Genomic DNA, 19,845 nt, shown 5'->3' on the forward strand with positions numbered 1-19,845 from the left:
CGAATAAGGGATTATGGTTCACGAAGAGTTCTCGACGACGCGTGACCACTGATGGCCGGTTTCGATTACATGCCAGCAGGATCATGGGCCGTCTCCGGGAAAAGGATGCGCGCCTTGTCCAGTGGCAGTATGCACTATCCGTCACTCGTTCTGAATGCGGACTTTCGACCGCTTTCCTACTTTCCGCTTTCCCTGTGGTCATGGCAGGACACCATTCGGGCCGTGTGCCTCGATCGGGTATCCGTGCTGAACGAATATGAAGCGGAGGTCCGTTCTCCAAGCTGTCGCATGAAGCTTCCGAGCGTGATCGCGCTCAAGGAATATGTACCGACGGCCCGACGACCGGCTTTCACACGCTTCAATGTGTTTCTGCGGGACAATTTTTCCTGTCAGTACTGTCATGAGCAACTGCCCACACATGACCTGACCTTCGATCACGTCATTCCGCGCAGTCGTGGCGGCAAGACGACGTGGGAGAATGTCGTGGCGGCGTGCAGTTCGTGCAATCTGCTCAAGGCGTCGCATATGCCACATGAGATCAAGATGTTTCCCCGTCGCCGTCCGGTTCAGCCCAATACGCGCCTGTTGCAGGAGAATGGACGGGCCTTTCCGCCCAATTATCTGCATGAAAGCTGGCGTGACTATCTCTACTGGGATGTCGAACTGGAAAGCTGATCCCGTTTATTTGGTGTAGCTGTAGCCGTATTCTTCAGCGAGTGCCTGAAGATCCGGTGCGCCCTTCAGGTCCAGCGGAATGATCTTTGCGTGATCGGCGCCGAAAATGGTGTTGTGATTGGTCAGGCGCTGACACTCATTGGCAGCAAGGGGGAAGGAGGTGTGAACCGCATCTCCCATCTGCTTGCGCAGGCAGCTTATATCGGTGTCATTCCATGTGCGGCCCATTTCGGGAGAACACGCGGCAAGGGCAAGGGCGACGAAAGGAAAGGCCCGTCGCGCCATGCGTTGCATGGAGGTGGCTTCCGGCTGTGCACGGGCGGCTGAATACGTCACCACGACCTCGTTGATTCCTGACATCTGGAAGGATGGGCTTGTGCCACGTCCGCTCTCTTCGTTGAAGCCCGACCGTGACATTGCGCCCATGCGAAAGCGGTGCCGCCTCAGCCGAGTACGGTGAAGCCAGCCGCCTCAATGGAAGGAGCGAAGTTGCTCGGACCGGTTTCCTTGGGGTCGTAGTCAATGGCAACCGATCCCTTTTCCAGTGATACCCGGACGGCGTGAACACCCGGAATGGCTTCGAGCGCGCGCGTGATGGCTTTCACGCATCCGTCGCATGTCATGCCTTCGACCATGAGCGTGGCTGTTTGCACTTGGTTTCCCTTTCCGTCGTCTCTGACTGCGTTCGATGGTGGTGACGGGATTATCCGCACCCCTGTTGTCCAGCAACATCCCCCCCTGAGCCGCAACTGTCCAGAGCGAGCCTGTGGGCAGAGAGCAAAAGTTTAAACGGCCCATTAATAGCCGTGCGATAAAGTAAAGCCGCTTACGCAAGGAAAGGCGGTCTGCATTCATGCCATCTGAAGACTTTCAGGCAAGCGTGGAAAACGTGCGCGAAGGCGGCAGGCTTCTTCGTATGTGCGATGCGCTGTGGCATGATATGCGGCGCCTGTTCCATGACCGGGCAGGGAGCGCGGTGATCGAGTTTGCGATGCTGGTCATCCCGCTTTTGGGACTGATTTTCGCATCTTTCACCGTAAGTCTGATCTATTTTACGCAAAGCGCTCTGGACAGCGTGTCCGACGAGATGTCGCGGCTCCTTCTGACAGGACAGGCGCCAGCGGCAGGGCAGGCATCTGACTTCAAATCACTGGCTTGTGCCAATCTTCCGTCATTCATGTCGTGTTCGCGGCTGGTCATCAATGTGCAGACAGCCAACAATTATAGCGACGTCAATATCAGTATTCCCACGACAACGCTGGATTCCAGCGGGAACCTTACCGGAACGACACAATACGATCCAGGTAGTGCGAGCAGTGTCGTGGTTCTCCAGATGCTCTATGCCATGCCGGTTCTGGGAGATATCGGTGGATTTTCTGCTGTGACGACGGGCTCCAATGCACATCTTCTCGTCTCGACGTCCGTTATCAAAGTAGAGCCTTCTTCATGATGGAGTCGAAAGGGCATGGTCTTGGGCGATGCCAGCGAGGTGCTGCTGCGATAGAATTCGCGCTTCTGCTGCCTGTTCTGGTGATGATGCTTGTCGGTGGGATTACGCTGGAGGATGCTGTCATCGTGTCGCGTAAAGTGACGGCCGCAGCCCGTACACTTGCGAATGTCACAACCCAGTACACGACCATGGCCGAATCCGATGTTTCGCTGGTGCTTTCGGCATCCAAGCTGGTGCTGGAGCCCTATTCCACTACGCCGGCTGGAATGGTTGTCTCGGAGCTTAGTGTGACCAGTGCGGGCACGGGTACGGTTGTGTGGAGCAGGGCCTCGGGAACAGCCACCGCACGGGCGACAGGCAGCACCATTACGGTGCCCACGGATTCGAGCACGGCAAGCACTTCATATCTGATCTATGCCGAGGTCAGCTACGCTTATGTGCCCAGTCTGGCGTCGGCTTTCATGTCCAAAAATCTGACTCTTTCGGAAAAACTGTTCATGGTGCCGCGGCGTTCGACGTCCATTCCGCTCACCAGTTCTTCCGGTTCCTGAACAAGGATATCAGGAGGCGGGCGCACGCAGGACGTGTCGGACAAACCACAGGCACAAGGCAAGAAAGCCGAGCATGGCAGCGGCCGAGTTCCACCATGCGGCCCCTGTTCCCAGCGCCAGAAGATCGTCCGCTCCGCTCAGTCCCGAGATGGCTGCCAGTGCCACACCCATGAGGCTTTCTCCCACGACGAGACCGGAGGCGATCATCGTGCCGTCATCCGCTCCGTGGTGGGCGGTCTTCCGGCGTCGGTCGAGAAACCATCGGAGCAGCGCCCCCACGGCCAAGGTCGTGGAGACGGCGGGAGGCAGATAAAGCCCGATGCCGACGGCAAGCGGTGGCAGGGCAAGATTCCGGCGGCGTAGGAGGCGGTCCACCACGATCAGTGCGATGCCGATGCCCGCGCCGATAGCAAGCATCGTCCAGTCGAGATTCTGACGGAAAATGCCCGAAGCAATCATCGTGACGATAGCGGGTTGCGGCGCGGCGAGGGCATGGGTCGGGTCCATGCCGGGGCGAGGAAGCGCGCCAGCAAAGCCGTAAGCCTGATACAGCAGGTTCAGCACAATGGGTACCACGAGCGCGCCAACGCCGCATCCGAGCAGCAGAACGGCCTCCTGTTTCCATGGCGAAGCCCCCACCAATTGGCCGGTTTTCAAATCCTGAAGATTGTCATTGGAGATGGAAGCTGAAGCGACAATGCCGGAAAGGATGACGATGGCGAACGCAATGGCCAGATGGTGATCGTTGGCGGCGAAAGCCGCAGGCAGTGCACCGAGATGTTCCATCAGCAGCATCAGCGAACAGACCATGACGGTGGCGATCAGCACGATTCCTGAAATGGGAGAGGATGAGGAGCCCACCAGCCCGGCCATGTAACCGCAGGCGGCGGCTGTGAGAAAACCGAATACGAAGAGGAACAATGTGCCGAAAAGAGCAGCGGACAGGACGGACGTGGTGAAGGGCCAGAGAAAGACGGCGAGCATCCCCATGAACGCGAGGGCGAGAACGCTGCCGGTCAGAAGAATGGTGCGAGGGGAAAGGTCGCGGTCAGTGTCGCTACGGAGCGTGGTGGTTGAAAGTGCCTCGCGCACGCCACGGATGACGGGAAGCGCCAGTTCGCCCAAGGTCCAGAAAGCGGCGAGGGCGATCGCCCCTGCACCGATGAAGCGGACATCGTGCAGCCAGATGGAGGTGGCGAAGGCGCTCGCTTCAAGGTGGTGTGGATTGGGTGTGATGGCGGTCAGCCACGGCACTGCGATGAGCCATGAAAGGGCGTAGCCTGTGAGCATGGCAAGCCCACCGGAAATCCCCACAAGATAGCCAGCCCCAAGAAGTGCTGGTGAGAATCCAGTCGAAAGGCGGAAAATCCCCGAGCCGAGAGTTAGTGTCAGAGAGGCCCCATCGGCCAGAAGTCTCAGGCCACCTGTGGCAAAGGATAGGATGGCGGCCAACCCGGCCCCACTCAGCAGGGCCATCAGACCACGATGATTGCCGCCAGCTTCAACCGCTTCCTGCCCAACTTTGAGAATCTCGGCGGCGGCCACGCCTTCGGGATAAGGCAGACTGCTTTCCGTTACGAGCGCCCGGCGCAAGGGAATGGTGAAAAGAACACCGGTCATGCCGCCTATGGCCGTCAGCCCCGCCGTCTCGATGAAGGGAAAGCGTGCCCAGTGCCCAACGAGTATGAGCGCCGGGAAAACCGCGAAAACGGTGGAAATGGTCCCGGCGGCGGAAGCCTGACTCTGGACCATGTTGTTTTCCAGGATGCTGCCTCCACCGAGCATCCGCAACACAGCCATGGAAATGACGGCGGCGGGGATGGAGGACGCGAAGGTGAGACCGATTTTCAGGCCGAGATAGGTGTTGGACGCCGTGAACACGACGGTGATGAGGGCGCCGAGTATGAGGCCACGCACTGTGAGTTCGCGGGAAGAGGCAGACCGTGGCATTGAGGCTCCGCAAGGGGATGATGGCTGTGCGTCAATCATGTTCGTGCCCAGCGCAGGGAGCCGAAACGGATTTCATTCGTTAACTCCCTGACTGGCCGATGGAATCGACGCGGATACATGCACACAGCATGATGACCGCACCCCGATGGCCTGAAAACAGGATGGGACGCGAAAAATGAAAGCGTCTCGTGACGCAGAAAGGGATGGCGTGCGGATAATGGCAGGGCAGTTGAGAGCATATAGAGTGATGACCGCACGAAAAATGATCTCCGATGAGACTGCATTTCCTGTCTTTTCCCGTTCCTTCGCCTCCTGCGTAGCTCTTCTTTCCTGCCTGCTTCTGGTCTTCACGCTATTTGCCGCACCGCTTCATGCTGCGGATGCCCCGTCCGATCATGATACGCTGATCGCATGCCCTTCCGATGTGGTCTCTGACAAGGCTCTCGATGATCTGGAGGTCTCCATACGCCATGTTTTCATGGCGCGGGTGGACATGCACGCGGGCAGTGGCACCGATACGGTTTCGAGTCTGACACGTGAGGCATCGGCGGACGAAGCGGCGGCTCGGGCCATGGTGGCGCGGCTGGAACCATATGAAGCGATCTATAAGAGTTTTATCGAGGCCATCGGCAAGGAACCGGGCAAGGATGAACCGGCCGAGGCCGCTTCCGTTACGGCGCAACGCAAGCGCATTCTTCTCTCGCAGCAGGATCTGAAGGCACGGCTGGCGCGAGCACGGCTGTATGCGCTTGAGGCCCATCAGATCGTGCTGGTACTGAGCCAGCGCAACGACGCGGCCCAGCAGGCACGCCTGCTGGAGCATTTTCCATCGCCTCTTACGCCCGCGTTCTGGGGACAGGTGAGGGATGAGTTTCCTGACACGCGGGCGCGGCTAAGTGAACTGGGAGGCGAGGCGTCCGATGCTCTTGCGATCTCGACGAAAGGCTGGCGGCTGTTGGCACTGTTCGGCATCCTTGCCAGCGCAGGCATCGTGTTCGTCGCGCCATTTTTCCTGCAACGCCAGATACGCCGACTGGCCGCGCGTCTTCAGCCATCCGCAGGCTATTTTCGGCAGATTCTGGCTACCGCGTTCTTTTCCGGCCTGTGCACGCTGTGCGCCGGTGGAGGGGCGTTGCTGATATGGGTCGGGCTGACCAACGGCGCGGACATGGATGGAACCCATCTTGAGCAGTTGGCGGAAATGGTGGGCAGCCAATGTCTTCTGGCGGGATTCATGCTGGGTGCCTCCTTGTCGGTGCTTGCGCCCGACAATCGGGACTGGCGGCTGGTGCCATTGGGCAACACAGCGGCTCGGGCGCTGAGGGCACATGCGCTGGGGTTTACTGTGCTGCTGCTGGTGCGCGGTGTGCTGCGCTATGTCGATCTCCAGAGCGGCATCGGGCAGACCACGGTGCAGATCCCGGATGCCGCCTTCATGCTGGCCACGGCTTTTCTGCTGTATTCCGCTCCTCGGCAGATCGTGCTCCATCCTGCCTCGTCCGGTGCGGATGAAGGTTTGCGGCAGAGCCTTCTGGGGCGCGGCGCGCGCGTAGTGGCGTTCGGCCTTTCCCTGTTCGGGGTGGCGGCGCTGATTACGGGCTACATCCCCCTTGGCTATATCGTGCTCTCATGGATCTGTTCCATGGCCGTTACGCTCATGGTGCTGGCGCTGTCCTATTTACTGGTCAGCAACATGGCCAGCGTGGAGTTCTCCAGCAGCGGTCGCATGGGACGGCACCTCGTCTCGCTCGGTCTGGCACCGCGTCTGGTGGATCAGGTCAGCGTCGTCACCAGCGGTCTGTTCGGGGTTTTTCTCGTCTTCGTGGCGCTAGCCGTGGCCCAGTCGGGCGGGGATTTCGACTTCGATGTGATCGTGGACAACATCGCGCATGTGGTGTCCGGGCAGAAGATCGGCAACGTCTCGCTGTCATTCGAAGTGCTGCTTGAATGCCTCGCCCTGCCGATCCTTGGACACTACATCATCCACACGGTGCGCAAGTGGCTCTCCCGGCGCTTCTTTCCCACCACCTCGCTCGATCTTGGGGCGCAAACCTCGATTCTGACGATCCTGACCTATGTGGCGTGGATATTGGTGATGCTCACCATGATGTCGGCTCTTGGGGTGACGGTCAGCAGCATGACATGGGTGGTCAGCGCTCTGTCGGTTGGTATCGGTTTCGGTCTGCAATCCATTGTGCAGAACTTTGTTTCGGGCCTGATTCTGCTGGCGGAACGGCCTGTCACCATCGGTGACATGGTGGAGATTGGCGGCAAGGTGGGTGACATCCGACGCATCAGTGTTCGTTCCACCGATCTCGCGCTGTCGGATGGGTCCACGCTGATCGTGCCGAACTCCCAGTTCATCACCTCCGCCGTGCGGAACGCGACGTTCGGGCGGCCTGCGGGCAGCATGGCGTTTTCCATCAGTCTGCCGCTCGGCACCGATCTTTCGGTGGCGATCTCGGCCATTTCGGACGCGCTCTCGCATGTGAACGGACTGCTGAAAACACCGGCTCCCACGGTGTCGCTCGGGGACATCAAATCGGACATGGTGTCGCTCGACATTGCCGGGAAAACAGCCTCCCCCCGTGATGTCAGCGCTGCCGCCAATCAGGCGCGTTTGGCTGTGTGGGAAGCCCTCCATGCAAAAGGGGTGGTCGCCACTCTCGACAACCCGGGATAAGGTGCGCCCCATTATCGGCCTTCCGGGTCGGCAGTCAGGGGTAGGACATGAGTAACGCCGCCGGAGAAACCCGGAGAATGCAGCAGGAAAGCCGGGCCTCCGTGGCGGTGTTGACGGGAGGTTCCGGGGGAATCGGCCGGATCATCGCCTCCCGTCTTCTTGGCGCGGGCTATGAAGTGATTGTGCTGGGACGGCGTCCTCCGCGGCCCGCAGCGGCGGGATTGCGACATATCGCCTGCGATCTGACAGATCCGGCGTCCGTGGAAGCTGCGGTTCGGGACGTAAGTGCGTTCACGTCCACAGTGGATGTGCTGATTCACTGTGCTGGCGCCATTTCCCCCTGCGCCGTGTCGGAACTGGATGCCGCGCTGCTGGAATCGCAGGTGGCCGTCAACCTGACGGCCCCCATTCTGCTGACATCGCGTCTTCTGCCCGTCATGCGGACAGGCGGCAGGATCGTCTTCGTCAATTCGCTTGCGGCCGTCTTTCCTTTGCCGGGAAGCTCCGTTTATGCTGCGACGAAGGCGGGTCTGCGCAATTTTGCTCTGGCGCTGGCTGTGGAGATGAAACCTCGGCGGATTACTGTGTCGTCCGTGTTTCCCGGCGCTGTGAATACGGGAATGTTGCGCAACGAGATGGACCATGGCGGCTCGGTGCTCAATTTTGTCAGCGCGCCTGCCGATCCCCAGCAAATTGCCGATCTGGTCATGAAAGCTGCGGCCCGACCGGGACAGGAATGGTTTACCCCGGTGTGCGACGGTGTGTTTGGCCGCCTGTGCATGATGTTTCCACCGTTGCAGCGGCTTTTCCTGCCGTTGCTCACATATCTGGGGCGTCGGGGAATGAAGCGGTTTCGCAGAACCTCCTCCTGACTGCCGTGACGTGAACGCCCCGTGACAGAATGTGATCGGGTCGGCATGATCCGGCCCTCTTGTGGTAACGGACTGCCGAACTGATGACGCTGGTTGATTTTTCAAGGATGACGCGCCCACTTCTTTGCGCTGCCCTAATGGCGGGCACAACGCTGGGAACGGCCATGGTGGCTCCTTCCCCGGCTCTCGCGGACATCGTGTCCGTGGACATGCAGACAGCGGCACCCGTTACCCGCGAGACCCTTTCCAATGGCCTGCGTGTCGTGATCGTGCAGGATCGTCTGGCGCCGGTCGTAACCACGGAACTGAACTATCTTGTCGGTTCATCGGAGGCACCGGCTGGTTTTCCCGGAACCGCTCACGCGCTGGAACATATGATGTTCCGGGGCAGTGATGGACTGGACAAGGACCAGCTTGCGGTGCTCGGCGCGCGTCTTGGTGGCAGTTATAACGCCGATACGATCGAAGACGTGACGCAGTATTTCTACACCGCGCCGGCCGAGGATCTAGGCGTTCTGCTGCGTATCGAGGCGCTGCGGATGAAGGGGCTGACGCTTTCTGAGGCCGACTGGGACAAGGAACGCGGCGCAATCGAGCAGGAAGTCTCCCGCGATCTCTCCAGTCCGGCCTACCGCTATATCTCGCAGCTTCAGTCTATCCTGTTCAAAGGCACGCCCTATGAGCATGACGCCCTGGGCACGCGCCCCTCATTCGACCGAACGACGGCAGCTCTTCTGCGCAGCTTCTACGAGAAATGGTATGCGCCCAATAATGCGATCCTTGTGATCGCGGGAGATGTGGACCCGCAGGCCACCCTCGCGCAGATACGCGATATTTTCGGTGCCATTCCCTCACGTCCGCTCCCTGCGCGCACGCCCGTCAAGCCAGCGCCTGCTCCCGCGCAGACGTTGTCTTTCCCAACAGATTATTCGGTGGGCTTCGCCACCATCGCTTTTCCGATGCCCGGTCTGAGCGCGGAAGATTTCGCCACGGCCGATATTCTCTCCGATGTGCTGGCCAGCCAGCGTGGGGCACTGTTTCAGCTCGTTCCCGCCGGGAAGGCGCTGTACGCAGGCTTCGAGTTCGCACCCAAAAAACAGGCAGGTTTCGGGATCGCGCTGGCGGCTTTTCCAAAAGGTGGCGATTCGAAGAAAGTGCTGGCGGATGTGAGCAGCGTGCTGGCGTCCATTCGCGAGAAGGGAGTGCCCGCAGAACTGGTCGAGGCGGCCAAGACCAAGGAAGTCGCGCAGCTTGAGTTCTCGGCCAACTCGGTCAGTGGGCTGGCGGAAATCTGGTCGCAGGCGCTGGCCTTCAAGAATCTCTCGTCTCCCGATGACATGATCGCGGCGTACCGCGCTGTGACACCGGAGGGGGTGAACCGTCTGGCCGCACAGTTGCTGGACCCGAGCCGCGCCGTGACGGCCGTGCTGACGCCTGAGAGTTCCGGCAAGCCGGTCTCGGGTTCAGGGTTCGGTGGTGCGGAGTCGTTCACCGAAGTTCCCGAAAAGCCAGTGAAACTGCCGGACTGGGCGGAAAGCGCGCTGGCGCAGTTGAACGTGCCGCCCCCCGCACCCAAACCCGATGTGGATGTGCTGCCCAACGGTCTGACGCTTATCGTTCATCCGTCGCATGTCAGTCACACCGTGGAAGTGGCCGGTTTCGTCCGTCACAACGCCGATCTTCAGGAGCCCAAGGGCAAGGAAGGCGTGGAAGACGTGACGGAAGAGCTGTTTTCCTACGGCACGCAGGATCATGACCGTCTGGCCTTCCGCAAGGCGCTCGATGAAGTGCCGGCCTGGGCCAGCGCTGGATCGGGTTTCTCCCTGCGTGCGCCGTCCGCTAAGTTCGAGCCGGCGATGAACCTGCTTGCCGAGAACGAACTGCGTCCGGCTTTCCCGCAGCAGGATTTCACCATCGTGCGCCAACAGATCGCACAGGCGCAGGCGGGACAGCTTGTCGCTCCCGGTTATCTGTTCGGACGCGCCATCGAAGTGGCTCTTTCACCCAAGGGCGACCCGACGCTGCGTGAGACGACGCCGCAATCCGTCATGGGAGTCACACTCAATGACGTGAAACAGTATTATGCCGCTGTCTGGCGCCCGGACATGACCACCATTGTCGTGACGGGTGACGTGACACCGGCACAGGCTCGCAGTGTCGTGGAAAAGACATTCGGTGGCTGGAAGGCGGTCGGGCCGAAGCCTGTTGTGGATCTTCCCACGCGGCCTGACAGCAAGGCCTCACGAGCGCATGTGCCGGATCACAGTAGCTTGCAGGATACGGTCACGTTGCCTGAGAGCATCGGCCTGACGGCCGCGAACCCGGATCATTTCCTGCTGACGGTGGGTAATGAAGTGCTGGGAGGTGGATTTTCCTCGCGGCTTTACCGCGATCTGCGGGTGAAGACCGGCTACGTCTACAATGTCAGCAGCAGCTTTGACTGGAGCCGCACACGAGGCGCGTATTCCATCTCCTTTGGCGCGGACCCCGATAAGGTGGGCAAGGCGCGGGAGGCCGCACAGCGCGATCTCCGTGCCATGCAGGATACCCCGATCTCGGACAACGAACTGCTGATTGCCAAATCCGCCCTGTTGCGGGGGCTGCCGCTTGGCCGTGCCAGTCTGGGTGCCATCGCGGGGGAATATCTGCACCTGATGGAATTGGGCCTGCCGTTGGATACGCCTGACATTGCGGCGAAGGCGTATCATGATGCGACGGCGGAGGGTGTGCGCAATGCATTCCGCAAATGGGTGCGGACGAACGATCTGGCGGAAATCGTGAAGGGGCCAGCCCCGAAGTGGTGAGGAGTGGAGAACGGGACTGCTGGCAGGCACAGTCCCGTTCTCAGTCCGTTTCATCGCGGCTCAGAACGAGTTGGTCCATTCCTTCGTCATAATCGAACAACTCGGCGTAACGGGCCCACATGATGAGCGTCTGGAGTGTCTGCCGGGCGTAAGCCGATGACATGCACTCTTCGAGTTCTTCACGGAACTTCTCGGCGCTGGCGGCGTGGTTGGGGCGTTCGTCCAGTACGGCGCAGATGGATTTCACCAACGGGATTTCATTGAGCAGCGCGTGACGCAGGATGATCTTGCGTTCATCGAATTCGCTGGTGGCAAAGCGATGGCCTTCCTGTGTAAGCAGGATGTCCCCATCTTCCGGCTCGGCCAGTTCCAGAAGCTCCAAGGCTTCCACCAGCGGGAAAAGATCATCCAGCGCAAGCTGCGCCCGGGCGGCCAGCAGGGGCAGGTCGGCGCGTCCTTCGAGCGGGTCCGCCGCCAAAGCCTTGATCAGACCGATCATACTGCCGACCGTGACGGGTGTGATGGGGGTATGCTGGGGTGTCGGTGGAAGGGCCGTGCGTTCCTCTGGCAGCATCGCCTCCGAAATGACGGCCGCGCGGCGTGTCATCAGGGCATAGATACGGTCCACCAGTTCCACGAAAGCCGGATCGTCGCGGTTGCGCGGATGTTCCAGCATCACCGCGATCTCATGCTCCACATGTCCCGGATTGGCGGAGAAGACGAGGATGCGGTCACACATCAGGACCGCTTCCTCGATATTATGCGTGACCATGAGGATGGATTTTACGGGCAGCTTGCCCTCGCACCACAGTTCGACCAGATCGGTGCGGAGGTTCTCGCCACTCAGCACGTCCAGTGACGAAAACGGCTCGTCCATCAGTAACAGTTCCGGATGCACCGCCCGCGCCCGCGCGATACCCGCGCGCTGGGCCAGACCTCCGCCGAGTTCGTGCGGACGCGCATTCTCATGTCCCCCCAGACCGATCAGGTCCATTGCTTCTTCCGTTCGGGCCTTGCGCTGCTGGCGGTTCAGTTCAGTGGCTTCAAGCACCAGCTCGACGTTGTCTTCCACATTGAGCCAGGGAAACAACGCCGGAGTCTGGAAAACCATCGCTATACCCGGAACGGGGCCGCTCATGGGTGTTCCATGCCACAACACGCTGCCATCTTCGGGCTGCAACAGACCGGACATGATGCGAAGAAGCATGGATTTGCCGGAGCCGGACCGTCCGAGCAGTCCCACTATTTCCCCGGATGCGACATCGAGCGAGATATCGTCCAGCACTTTTACAGAGGAGCCGTCGCGGGCGCCGTTTTCGTGAGGATAGCTCTGGCTTATGCCCCGCAAGGACAGCAGGATGTCACTGCGGGGCGGAGGAGGAGAGGCGTCGGTCATGGAGGATCCTGTGCCATGCAAATATCAGGGCGCGCAGTCGCGTCGTGCGATGGCACTGGCCGTAAAATTATCCTCTCACGCGGATAGGCGGAACCCCGGATCGGTGACGATCATGAGCGTGCCCCTTGATGGGGCCACGATGGGCGGCCTAAGAGCGGGCAGGCGGGCGGAGTGGGTTCCGCTGTCTTCCTGTAGTTCAAGTCGAAGGATGGGCCGTTTCCTGTCATGATCCGAGTCACTGAAATCCTCCTGCCTCTGGATCATGAACCGGACGCTCTTGTGTCAGCCGTCGCTCAGCGGCTCGCTATGGCTCCGCAGGATGTCTTGGCCGTGCATGTGGCCCGTCGCGGTTACGACGCCCGACACAGGGGCAACATTCGCCTCGTCTATACGCTCGATTGCGAACTGCGTGATGAAGCGGCGATTGTGGAAAAGTTTCGCGACGATCCGCGCGTGCGTCTGACGCCGGACACGCAGTACCGCTTTCCCGATATAGATGTGCCAGCACTGACCGGACAAGTAGGGTTTGTCCGTCCGGTCATCATCGGAGCGGGGCCATGCGGATTGATGGCGGCTCTGATTCTTGCACAGATGGGACTGCGTCCTCTGGTGCTCGAACGTGGGAAGCCGGTGCGCGAGCGAACGGTCGATACGTTCGCGCTCTGGCGCAAATCCGTGTTCACGCCCGAGAGCAATGTGCAGTTCGGGGAAGGTGGAGCCGGAACCTTTTCGGACGGCAAGCTGCACAGTCAGGTGAAAGATCCGCGTCATCTGGGCTTCAAGGTTCTGCGTGAATTTGTCCGCGCCGGTGCGCCGGAAGAGATTCTCTATCTCTCGAAACCCCATATCGGCACGTTTCGCCTTGTCTCCATGGTTGAGCATATGCGCCGTGAAATCGAGGAAGCAGGCGGAGAATACCGTTTCAGCACGCGCGTGGACGAACTGGTGCTGGATCAGGATCGGCATGTGCGTGGCGTGCGGTTGGCGTCGGGTGAAGAGATCGCGACTTCGCATGTCATTCTTGCGGTGGGCCACAGTGCGCGCGACACGTTCACCTCGCTCCATAAGCAGGGTGTGGAAATGGTGACCAAGCCGTTTTCCATCGGCGTTCGCATCGAGCATCCGCAGTCACTGATCGACGCGGATCGCTTCGGATCACAGGCCGGTGCAAAAGAACTGGGAGCAGCGGATTACAAGCTTGTGCATCACGCCAGTAATAGTCGCGGCGTGTATTCCTTCTGCATGTGTCCCGGCGGCACGGTTGTTGCGGCCACGTCCGAGGCAAGGCAGGTGGTGACGAACGGCATGAGCCAGTATTCACGTGCGGAGCGGAACGCCAATTCCGGGATCGTGGTTGAGCTACGGCCCGGAGAGGACTACCCGGACGACCCGCTGGCGGGCATCGCCTTCCAGCGTCACTGGGAGCGGCAGGCGTTTCTTGCGGGTGAAGGAGAGTACCGCGCGCCTGCTCAGCGTGTGGCAGATTTCCTCGAAAACAGGCCTTCCTCTCACCTTGGCGGTGTCGAACCATCCTACAAGCCTGGTGTGACGCCCACCAGTTTGGACGGTTGCCTGCCGGACTTCGTTCTGCACGCCATGCGCGAAGCGCTCCCGGCTTTCGCGAGCAAGCTTTCGGCCTTTGCGCTGGGGGACGCCGTTCTTACAGGCGTGGAGACGCGCACATCCTCGCCCCTGCGTATCGCCCGTCAACAGAATGGGGAAAGCCCGAACACTCGCGGTCTTTTTCCCGCAGGTGAGGGTGCAGGCTACGCGGGTGGTATTCTGTCTGCGGCCATCGACGGCATCCGTGTGGCAGAGGCGGTTGGGCTCTCCCTTGCCGGACGGGAAGCGACGGGGCTGCTACGTCAGTCCGGCAGTGCAGGCTACTGATCTACAGACAGGGTTTGCTCTGACAGCCGCAAGAGGGCAGGCTGTGTCATTATGAATCTTCCCGCCTCAACCGATCCGGAAGAACTTTTTCTTGCCCTCAAGCGCAGGCGGGAGGAAGAGCCTGACAACGCTGACATCCTCCACGCACTGGCTCGCACCGCCTATGATCTCGGACGGTTCGATCTGGCCATTGCGTATGGCGGTCTTGCGCTAAAGGCCGATCCACGTCCGGCGTGGCATGTCACGCTTGGTTTGGCTCTTTTGCGTGCCGGGCATGCCGAGGCTGCCCGTGCCGCGCTGCATGTCGCCGCGCTGAACGATCCATTCGATCCGTCCATTTCTCTGGCGCTCGCGGATGTGTTGGAGACTATGGGAGAATTGGCGGCGGCGGAAAGCGAATTGCGCCGTGTCGTGAAACTTCGGCCTCTGGAAGCGGGGCATCATCTCGTTCTGGGTCAATTCCTCGCTCGTACCGGGCAACCCGATCGGGCACGGGTGGAACTGCGTGAGGCGAAGCGGCTCGCAGCGCCGGATGATGTTTTGACACGTCATGCCGAAGGCAGCTTGTTGGCGGCCTTCGGAGAACTCGATGAAGCCGAACCCCTGTTTGCCGAAATACGCACTTTGCGCCCTCATGATCCGGCGGCGGCGGCCAATCATGGAGCGGTTTTGTTCGAGCTTGGACGGCTGGACGCGGCCGATGCAGCTTTGACCCAAGCCTGTGTGACACCAACCCCGACCGCCGCAACATGGACCAATCTTGGCCTGACGCGCATGGCCATGGGAGATCTGCGTTCCGCGCGTCAGGCTCTGGATCATGCAGCCGCTTTGCAGCCCGATGATCCGCGTATCGCTCTCAACCGGGGCACGCTTCTGGCGGAACTTGGCCATACGGAGGAGGCGACCGCTCTGTTTCGTGGCGTGATGGAGTTGGCCCCCAAGAGCCGCGATGCAGAGCGGGCGCGTTTCAATCTGGGTACGTTGGAACTAGGGCAGGGGCTCTTTGACAAAGGGTGGCATGATTTCGAGGCGCGACGCGGTCTGGTACAACCATGGCCTCGCCCGGACGTGTCGGACTGGACGGGTGAAGCTGTTAGTGGACGCGTGTTGCTCTGCGGGGAACAGGGGCTGGGAGATTTCATTCAGTTTCTGCGTTTCGTCCCGCTTGCTTTGCTCCGTGCTCCGGTTTTGCTGTTGGTGCCCGACAGCATGAGGCGGCTGATCGAATCTTCTCTCGATCTGCCTGTCTGGCAGGACGTGCGGCAAAGCGGACGGCTCGTGATCGGCGCAGACGCCCATGCGGCAGAGGTTGTCGCGCGCGCCTCGTTGCTCAGTCTGCCTCATGTGTTGGGAGCCAGCGTTCCGCCGGATGAAACCGTTTATCTGGCCACTGGCTCTGTGCGGCGTTCCATTGCGAATAAGGAGAAAATGCGGGTGGGGCTGTGCTGGTCCGGCAACCCGGCTTACCGGTTCGATCGGCGGCGTTCGCTCAAGGTGGATTGGCTTGGGCCACTTCTGGACGTGCCGGGTATCGAGTGGGTGTCACTTCAGCCAGAAGACGCGCCCGACGGGTTTGAGCCGTTGCCTGCGGGCGACATGGCCACGACAGCCGCTGTGATGGAGACGCTGGATCTCGTGATCTCGGTCGATACGGCAATGGTGCATCTTGCAGGCGCGCTGGGTGTGCCCGTGTGGCTGCTGAACCGCTTTGGCGGGGACTGGCGGTGGCGGGCAGGGAACTGGTCCGCGCAGACGGGAGAGAGCCTGTGGTATCCGCAGTTGCGGATGTTTGCGCAGACAGCGCCCGATCTTCCATCGGAAGCGTGGAAGACGCCGCTGATGGAAGTGAGCAAACAATTGAGGTGCAGGGCGTAGGCCCGTTGAAACTCAGGTAGATTTTGCTTTTTCTTGTGCCTTGACCGTGTTCCACACCGCATCGAGTTGCTCGACGGAGCAGTCGCTCGGGCCAAGCCCCTTCTGTGCAAGATGGCCTTCCACCGCTCCGAACCGGCGGGAGAACTTGTCGTTCGCTTGACGCAGACAGGCTTCCGGGTCGAGGTCGAAGCGCCGGGCGAGGCTCGCCACCGAGAAAAGCAGGTCACCCATTTCATCCGCGAGGGCTGCTCGGTCCCCCGATGCGATCTCGGCTTCCACTTCCGCCATTTCCTCGTGAACCTTAGCGATCACCCCATCCACTTCCGGCCAGTCGAACCCCACGCGGGCTGCGCGGGCCGCCAGCTTGCGGGCGCGGAGCAGAGCCGGGAGGGAAAGCGGGATCCCGGCAAGGGCGCCATGTTCATTGCGCGCGCGGCGTTCCTCTTCCTTGCTCTGTTCCCATTGTGCCGAGAGATCCTGTCCTGCGGCCGTATCCTGTTCATCATTGCTGAAGACATGCGGATGGCGGCGCACCATCTTGTCCGCAATCAGGTTTGCGACATCGGCAAAATTGAAACGCCCTTTTTCCTGCGCCATGCGGGACTGGAATACAACCTGAAGCAGCAGATCGCCCAGTTCATCCGCGACTTCATTCCACGACTCACGCTCGATGGCGTCGGCCACCTCATAGGCTTCCTCTATGGCGTAGGGCGCTATGGTCCTGGGTGTTTGCTGGACGTCCCATGCGCAGCCGGTCTCGGGATCGCGCAATTGTCCCATGATCTGCACCAGACGCTCGATCGCTTTGGCAGCATTTGTCACAGTCGGGTCGGAGGGTGCATCAGTGGGAAAGGACTTGCTCATGGAACTCTCGGGGACAGAGGAGATCAGGCGACCGTACCGGCCAGACGGGGCAGAACGCAGGCTCTCAAGAGAGGAGCGAGGATCAATGAACCCGGGCGACTGGGATCGACCCAGATCATGTCCGCGATTTCGGCCTGTGGTTGGGGCGTGCAGCGTGTGGTGACCGCAAAGATGGTGGCCTCCACGGTATAGCCGGGTTCGTTGGCGGCGGGTGCGGAAAACGTCCCGAAAGGCTGCAGTGCGTCAGGATGAAGGACGACACCCAGTTCCTCTTCCAGTTCGCGCAGGACAGCAGCGGTCGGATCTTCCCCATCTTCGATCTTGCCGCCGGGCAACATGAACGCGTCCGTGCCGGTTTTGCGCACCACAAGGAGATCGTCATCCTCATTATTGATGAGGGCGGTGGCGACGCGGATCACATCTCCTGCCATGTCTGGGCTCCTGTTTGGTGACCGGGCTTCGTCCTGTTGTGCCAGTTGAAAGTTGACAACCGGTTTCCACAACGAGGGAGTGTGGATGTTTGTCAGGCCTTTTTCACGAATTCGGATTTCAGGTTCATTGCGCCGATACCCGGAATCTTGCAGGCGATGTCATGACCGTCTGCACCATCGGTGAGATGGATGTTCTTCACCTTGGTCCCGCCTTTGACCACCTGCGATGAGCCTTTGATTTTCAGGTCTTTGATGACGGTCACGGTGTCTCCATCCGCGAGCACGTTGCCGTTGGCGTCACGGATTTCCGGTCCTTTTGTGGCCCCCAGTTCCGAGCATTCATGACCGCAATCGGGGCAGACCCACAGGCTTCCGTCGTTATAGACGTGTTCGGAGCCGCACTCGGGGCATTTTTCTTCGACACTCATTCTTTGCTCTCCCCTTGGGGCCGGAGTGGCGGCTCTCCGATGAGAGCGATCCGGCTTCATGATTTATGGACGGGTTTATAGCTTGGAGCTGGTCCTGACAAAGCCAGAGGCAACAGCGCACTATGGCGTCTGCGTCCGAGTTTTGCGTTCGATAAAAACATGCAATAAAACCAAAACCTTTGTATCGAGTTGTCTTAATTTTGTAACAATGCTTCTGTCAGGTCGGTAAAATACGTCATGCCTTATGATATTTCCATCGTTCTGAATGTTCATAACGAAGGAGAACTGATCTGTCCGACTCTTCGTTCGCTGGGAGAGACGATCGCGCATGCGGGCAATCATGGGTTGAAGTCCGAACTGGTGATCGTGCTGGACAACCCCGATGCAGCCACGCGCCGGGTAATCGATACTTACGATTTCGCTCTTTTCAAGTCGGTAAAGAAAGAAACGATCTGGAGGGTTCGAAAAACCCTCTTTTACAGCCAATTTAAAATGATAACTCATTGATATTGTTGTGTCTGGAAGATCCGAAATCGGGGTTTTTAGAACCCTCCATCTGTGTAAAATCGTTAGGACTCGCGCGTAATCACGGTATTCGAGCCGCAGCGGGACGCTACATTGCAACGGCCGATGCGGATGATCTGGTGTGTGTGAATTACCTTCACGCCCTGCACACGAGATTGGCGCAGACTTCTGAAAAGGCGATTGTTTTTCCAGAGTATTATCATGCGTTCGGGTGTGACAGTTTCGTTGCGCGGTTGTACGAATTGCGTGATGTAGGTATTTACCGTCTGGCGGGCGGCCATCCTTATGTGTCGCGCATCATGGCGAGGCGCGAAGAACTTCTTGCGCTTGCTTACACCGATTGCGCTAATAACCCGCTCTATGCTTTCGAAGATTACGATTTAAATCTGCGCGCCGTGGCAGCGGGTTTTGATTTGATCGTGGCGTCCAATGCGGTGGTGTTCTACCGACAGCGTCCCGACAGCATTATGCGGACGCTTCGTGGGCGGAAACTGGCACCGAATTGCGATTTCTTTGCGCCTGACACTTTTCTTTCTTTGAGTAAGGAACAGGACAGAACGCCCGCGAAGATTGCCACGCATTATGATTTTTCCCACAGCTATACGAATTCATCCTATATCAATTCGCTTATTTACTATGCCAACCGGATAGATCCTGAAGTACAGCCTGTTTGGGAGCATGAGAAGAAATTTTTCACCATGCTCGGTATGTCCGAGGATTTTGGGCGTGCCTATGGCGAAATCTGCCGCCGGTTTGGCGGCAAGCGTTACACGGACGTGTTCCTCATGCCCTTTCTTTCAATGGGAGGAGCGGAAAAATACATCGTCAATTTCATTCGTTCCGCCATGAAGGATCCCGCACGGTCTTGCTTACTTGTTCTTGGTCAATATCTTGAACCGGAAAAAGCGCGCAGTCCGGTGCCGAAAGGACTGGATGTCATTGATTTGGGAGCATTGCTTCCGCCCGAACTGATGTCTCTGACATCCGAGATGACCTTGCGGGTGATCGAGAATCTTGCACCCGATGCGCGGGTATTTCTGAAGTTCTGTCCTTACAGTGAACAACTCATGACGGATCATGGTGCGTTTCTCGCCCCTCATGAAGTGGTTTATTTCTACTTCTGTTCGTCATTTCATGTATTCGAAGGGCGTATGTACGAGGATGGCGCAGAACTGCAATTTATGCGCGAAAACCGTAGCCTAATCGATCATGTCATCTCGGATCATCAGAGAAATCTCGACGAGTTGGTAGATCGTGTCCCCAGTTATAGAGGCCATACGACGGCTCTGTAAGAGGTGGACCCGTCCGTTCGGACAGTTTTGCGGGCTTGATAAGCTATGCCCGGTTGTTGTTATGCCGCCCTTCTGACGGCGTTGCTGTTGGCCATCTGGTCCGGGGTTAACCCCGGACCAGATGGCGTCGGCACGTTATGATACGCCTCATCGGGCGTA

Annotated in this window: 17 protein-coding genes; 10 read left to right on the forward strand and 7 right to left on the reverse strand. The window is 59.4% G+C overall.

The genetic code is table 11. The features are described 5' to 3' along the window. Window positions 1-105: 105 nt before the first annotated feature. Window positions 106-675, forward strand: a complete 570-nt coding sequence (locus GOB87_RS06025; protein ID WP_242006187.1) for an HNH endonuclease — start codon at window positions 106-108, stop codon at window positions 673-675. A 6-nt stretch (window positions 676-681) separates the two neighbouring features. Here the strand turns inward: GOB87_RS06025 and GOB87_RS06030 are convergent, their stop codons facing one another. Together GOB87_RS06030 and GOB87_RS06035 are read right to left on the reverse strand one after the other, a co-directional pair. Continuing rightward, on the reverse strand, window positions 682-1,101 hold the full coding sequence (locus tag GOB87_RS06030; RefSeq protein WP_242006188.1) for a hypothetical protein: 420 nt from the start codon (window positions 1,099-1,101) through the stop codon (window positions 682-684). A gap of 17 nt (window positions 1,102-1,118) precedes the next feature. Beyond that, window positions 1,119-1,328 carry a heavy-metal-associated domain-containing protein gene (locus tag GOB87_RS06035; protein ID WP_166313805.1) on the reverse strand — a complete coding sequence of 70 codons (210 nt, stop codon included), beginning with the start codon at window positions 1,326-1,328 and terminating at the stop codon, window positions 1,119-1,121. A 200-nt stretch (window positions 1,329-1,528) separates the two neighbouring features. On the opposite strand from GOB87_RS06035, the gene GOB87_RS06040 reads away from it, so the two are divergent. Further along, window positions 1,529-2,125, forward strand: coding sequence for a TadE/TadG family type IV pilus assembly protein (locus tag GOB87_RS06040; protein ID WP_166313807.1), 597 nt, complete (start codon window positions 1,529-1,531; stop codon window positions 2,123-2,125). Next, entirely contained in the window at window positions 2,122-2,676 is a 555-nt protein-coding gene (locus GOB87_RS06045; RefSeq protein ID WP_242006189.1) for a TadE/TadG family type IV pilus assembly protein, read from the forward strand. Before GOB87_RS06040 ends, GOB87_RS06045 begins: the two co-directional genes overlap by 4 nt. 9 nt (window positions 2,677-2,685) lie before the next feature. Here GOB87_RS06045 and GOB87_RS06050 read toward each other — a convergent pair whose 3' ends face one another. Next, on the reverse strand, window positions 2,686-4,626 hold the full coding sequence (locus tag GOB87_RS06050; protein ID WP_194303226.1) for an OPT family oligopeptide transporter: 1,941 nt from the start codon (window positions 4,624-4,626) through the stop codon (window positions 2,686-2,688). A gap of 247 nt (window positions 4,627-4,873) precedes the next feature. Between GOB87_RS06050 and GOB87_RS06055 the strand changes: the two genes are divergently transcribed. From GOB87_RS06055 to GOB87_RS06065, 3 genes are all read left to right on the forward strand, one after another. After that, window positions 4,874-7,309 (forward strand): DUF3772 domain-containing protein, encoded by a 2,436-nt coding sequence (locus GOB87_RS06055; RefSeq protein ID WP_242006190.1) that lies wholly within the window; start codon window positions 4,874-4,876, stop codon window positions 7,307-7,309. A 77-nt stretch (window positions 7,310-7,386) separates the two neighbouring features. Beyond that, a complete protein-coding gene (locus GOB87_RS06060) occupies window positions 7,387-8,181 on the forward strand; it encodes an SDR family NAD(P)-dependent oxidoreductase (RefSeq protein WP_166313811.1) in 795 nt (264 codons plus the stop codon). A gap of 137 nt (window positions 8,182-8,318) precedes the next feature. Beyond that, the gene (locus tag GOB87_RS06065) at window positions 8,319-10,985 is read left to right on the forward strand and encodes a M16 family metallopeptidase (RefSeq protein ID WP_408737112.1); all 2,667 of its coding nucleotides are present in this window, start codon (window positions 8,319-8,321) and stop codon (window positions 10,983-10,985) included. A 40-nt stretch (window positions 10,986-11,025) separates the two neighbouring features. Here GOB87_RS06065 and GOB87_RS06070 read toward each other — a convergent pair whose 3' ends face one another. Continuing rightward, window positions 11,026-12,381 carry an ABC transporter ATP-binding protein gene (locus tag GOB87_RS06070; protein ID WP_166313813.1) on the reverse strand — a complete coding sequence of 452 codons (1,356 nt, stop codon included), beginning with the start codon at window positions 12,379-12,381 and terminating at the stop codon, window positions 11,026-11,028. Window positions 12,382-12,606: 225 nt separating this feature from the next. Here GOB87_RS06070 and GOB87_RS06075 point away from each other — a divergent pair, with 225 nt between their 5' ends. Further along, window positions 12,607-14,271 carry an NAD(P)/FAD-dependent oxidoreductase gene (locus GOB87_RS06075; protein WP_166313815.1) on the forward strand — a complete coding sequence of 555 codons (1,665 nt, stop codon included), beginning with the start codon at window positions 12,607-12,609 and terminating at the stop codon, window positions 14,269-14,271. Window positions 14,272-14,322: 51 nt separating this feature from the next. Next, window positions 14,323-16,146, forward strand: a complete 1,824-nt coding sequence (locus tag GOB87_RS06080; RefSeq protein ID WP_166313817.1) for a tetratricopeptide repeat protein — start codon at window positions 14,323-14,325, stop codon at window positions 16,144-16,146. 12 nt (window positions 16,147-16,158) lie between these two features. On the opposite strand, the gene mazG is transcribed toward GOB87_RS06080, so the two are convergent. The 3 genes from mazG to GOB87_RS06095 all read right to left on the reverse strand — a co-directional run bounded on the left by mazG (window position 16,159) and on the right by GOB87_RS06095 (window position 17,869). Beyond that, window positions 16,159-17,010: a nucleoside triphosphate pyrophosphohydrolase gene (gene mazG / locus GOB87_RS06085; protein WP_194303228.1), complete on the reverse strand. Its 852-nt coding sequence runs from the start codon at window positions 17,008-17,010 to the stop codon at window positions 16,159-16,161. Between the two features lie 23 nt (window positions 17,011-17,033). After that, a complete protein-coding gene (locus GOB87_RS06090) occupies window positions 17,034-17,441 on the reverse strand; it encodes an NUDIX hydrolase (protein ID WP_166313819.1) in 408 nt (135 codons plus the stop codon). Window positions 17,442-17,533: 92 nt separating this feature from the next. Continuing rightward, on the reverse strand, window positions 17,534-17,869 hold the full coding sequence (locus tag GOB87_RS06095) for a zinc ribbon domain-containing protein YjdM (RefSeq protein WP_166313821.1): 336 nt from the start codon (window positions 17,867-17,869) through the stop codon (window positions 17,534-17,536). A gap of 237 nt (window positions 17,870-18,106) precedes the next feature. On the opposite strand from GOB87_RS06095, the gene GOB87_RS06100 reads away from it, so the two are divergent. Then, window positions 18,107-18,376, forward strand: coding sequence for a hypothetical protein (locus tag GOB87_RS06100; RefSeq protein ID WP_166313823.1), 270 nt, complete (start codon window positions 18,107-18,109; stop codon window positions 18,374-18,376). A 2-nt stretch (window positions 18,377-18,378) separates the two neighbouring features. After that, window positions 18,379-19,686 carry a glycosyltransferase gene (locus GOB87_RS06105; RefSeq protein ID WP_166313825.1) on the forward strand — a complete coding sequence of 436 codons (1,308 nt, stop codon included), beginning with the start codon at window positions 18,379-18,381 and terminating at the stop codon, window positions 19,684-19,686. The last annotated feature ends 159 nt before the right edge of the window (window positions 19,687-19,845 follow it).

Origin of the sequence: Acetobacter estunensis, from assembly GCF_011516945.1 — a bacterium.
GTDB lineage: Bacteria > Pseudomonadota > Alphaproteobacteria > Acetobacterales > Acetobacteraceae > Acetobacter > Acetobacter estunensis.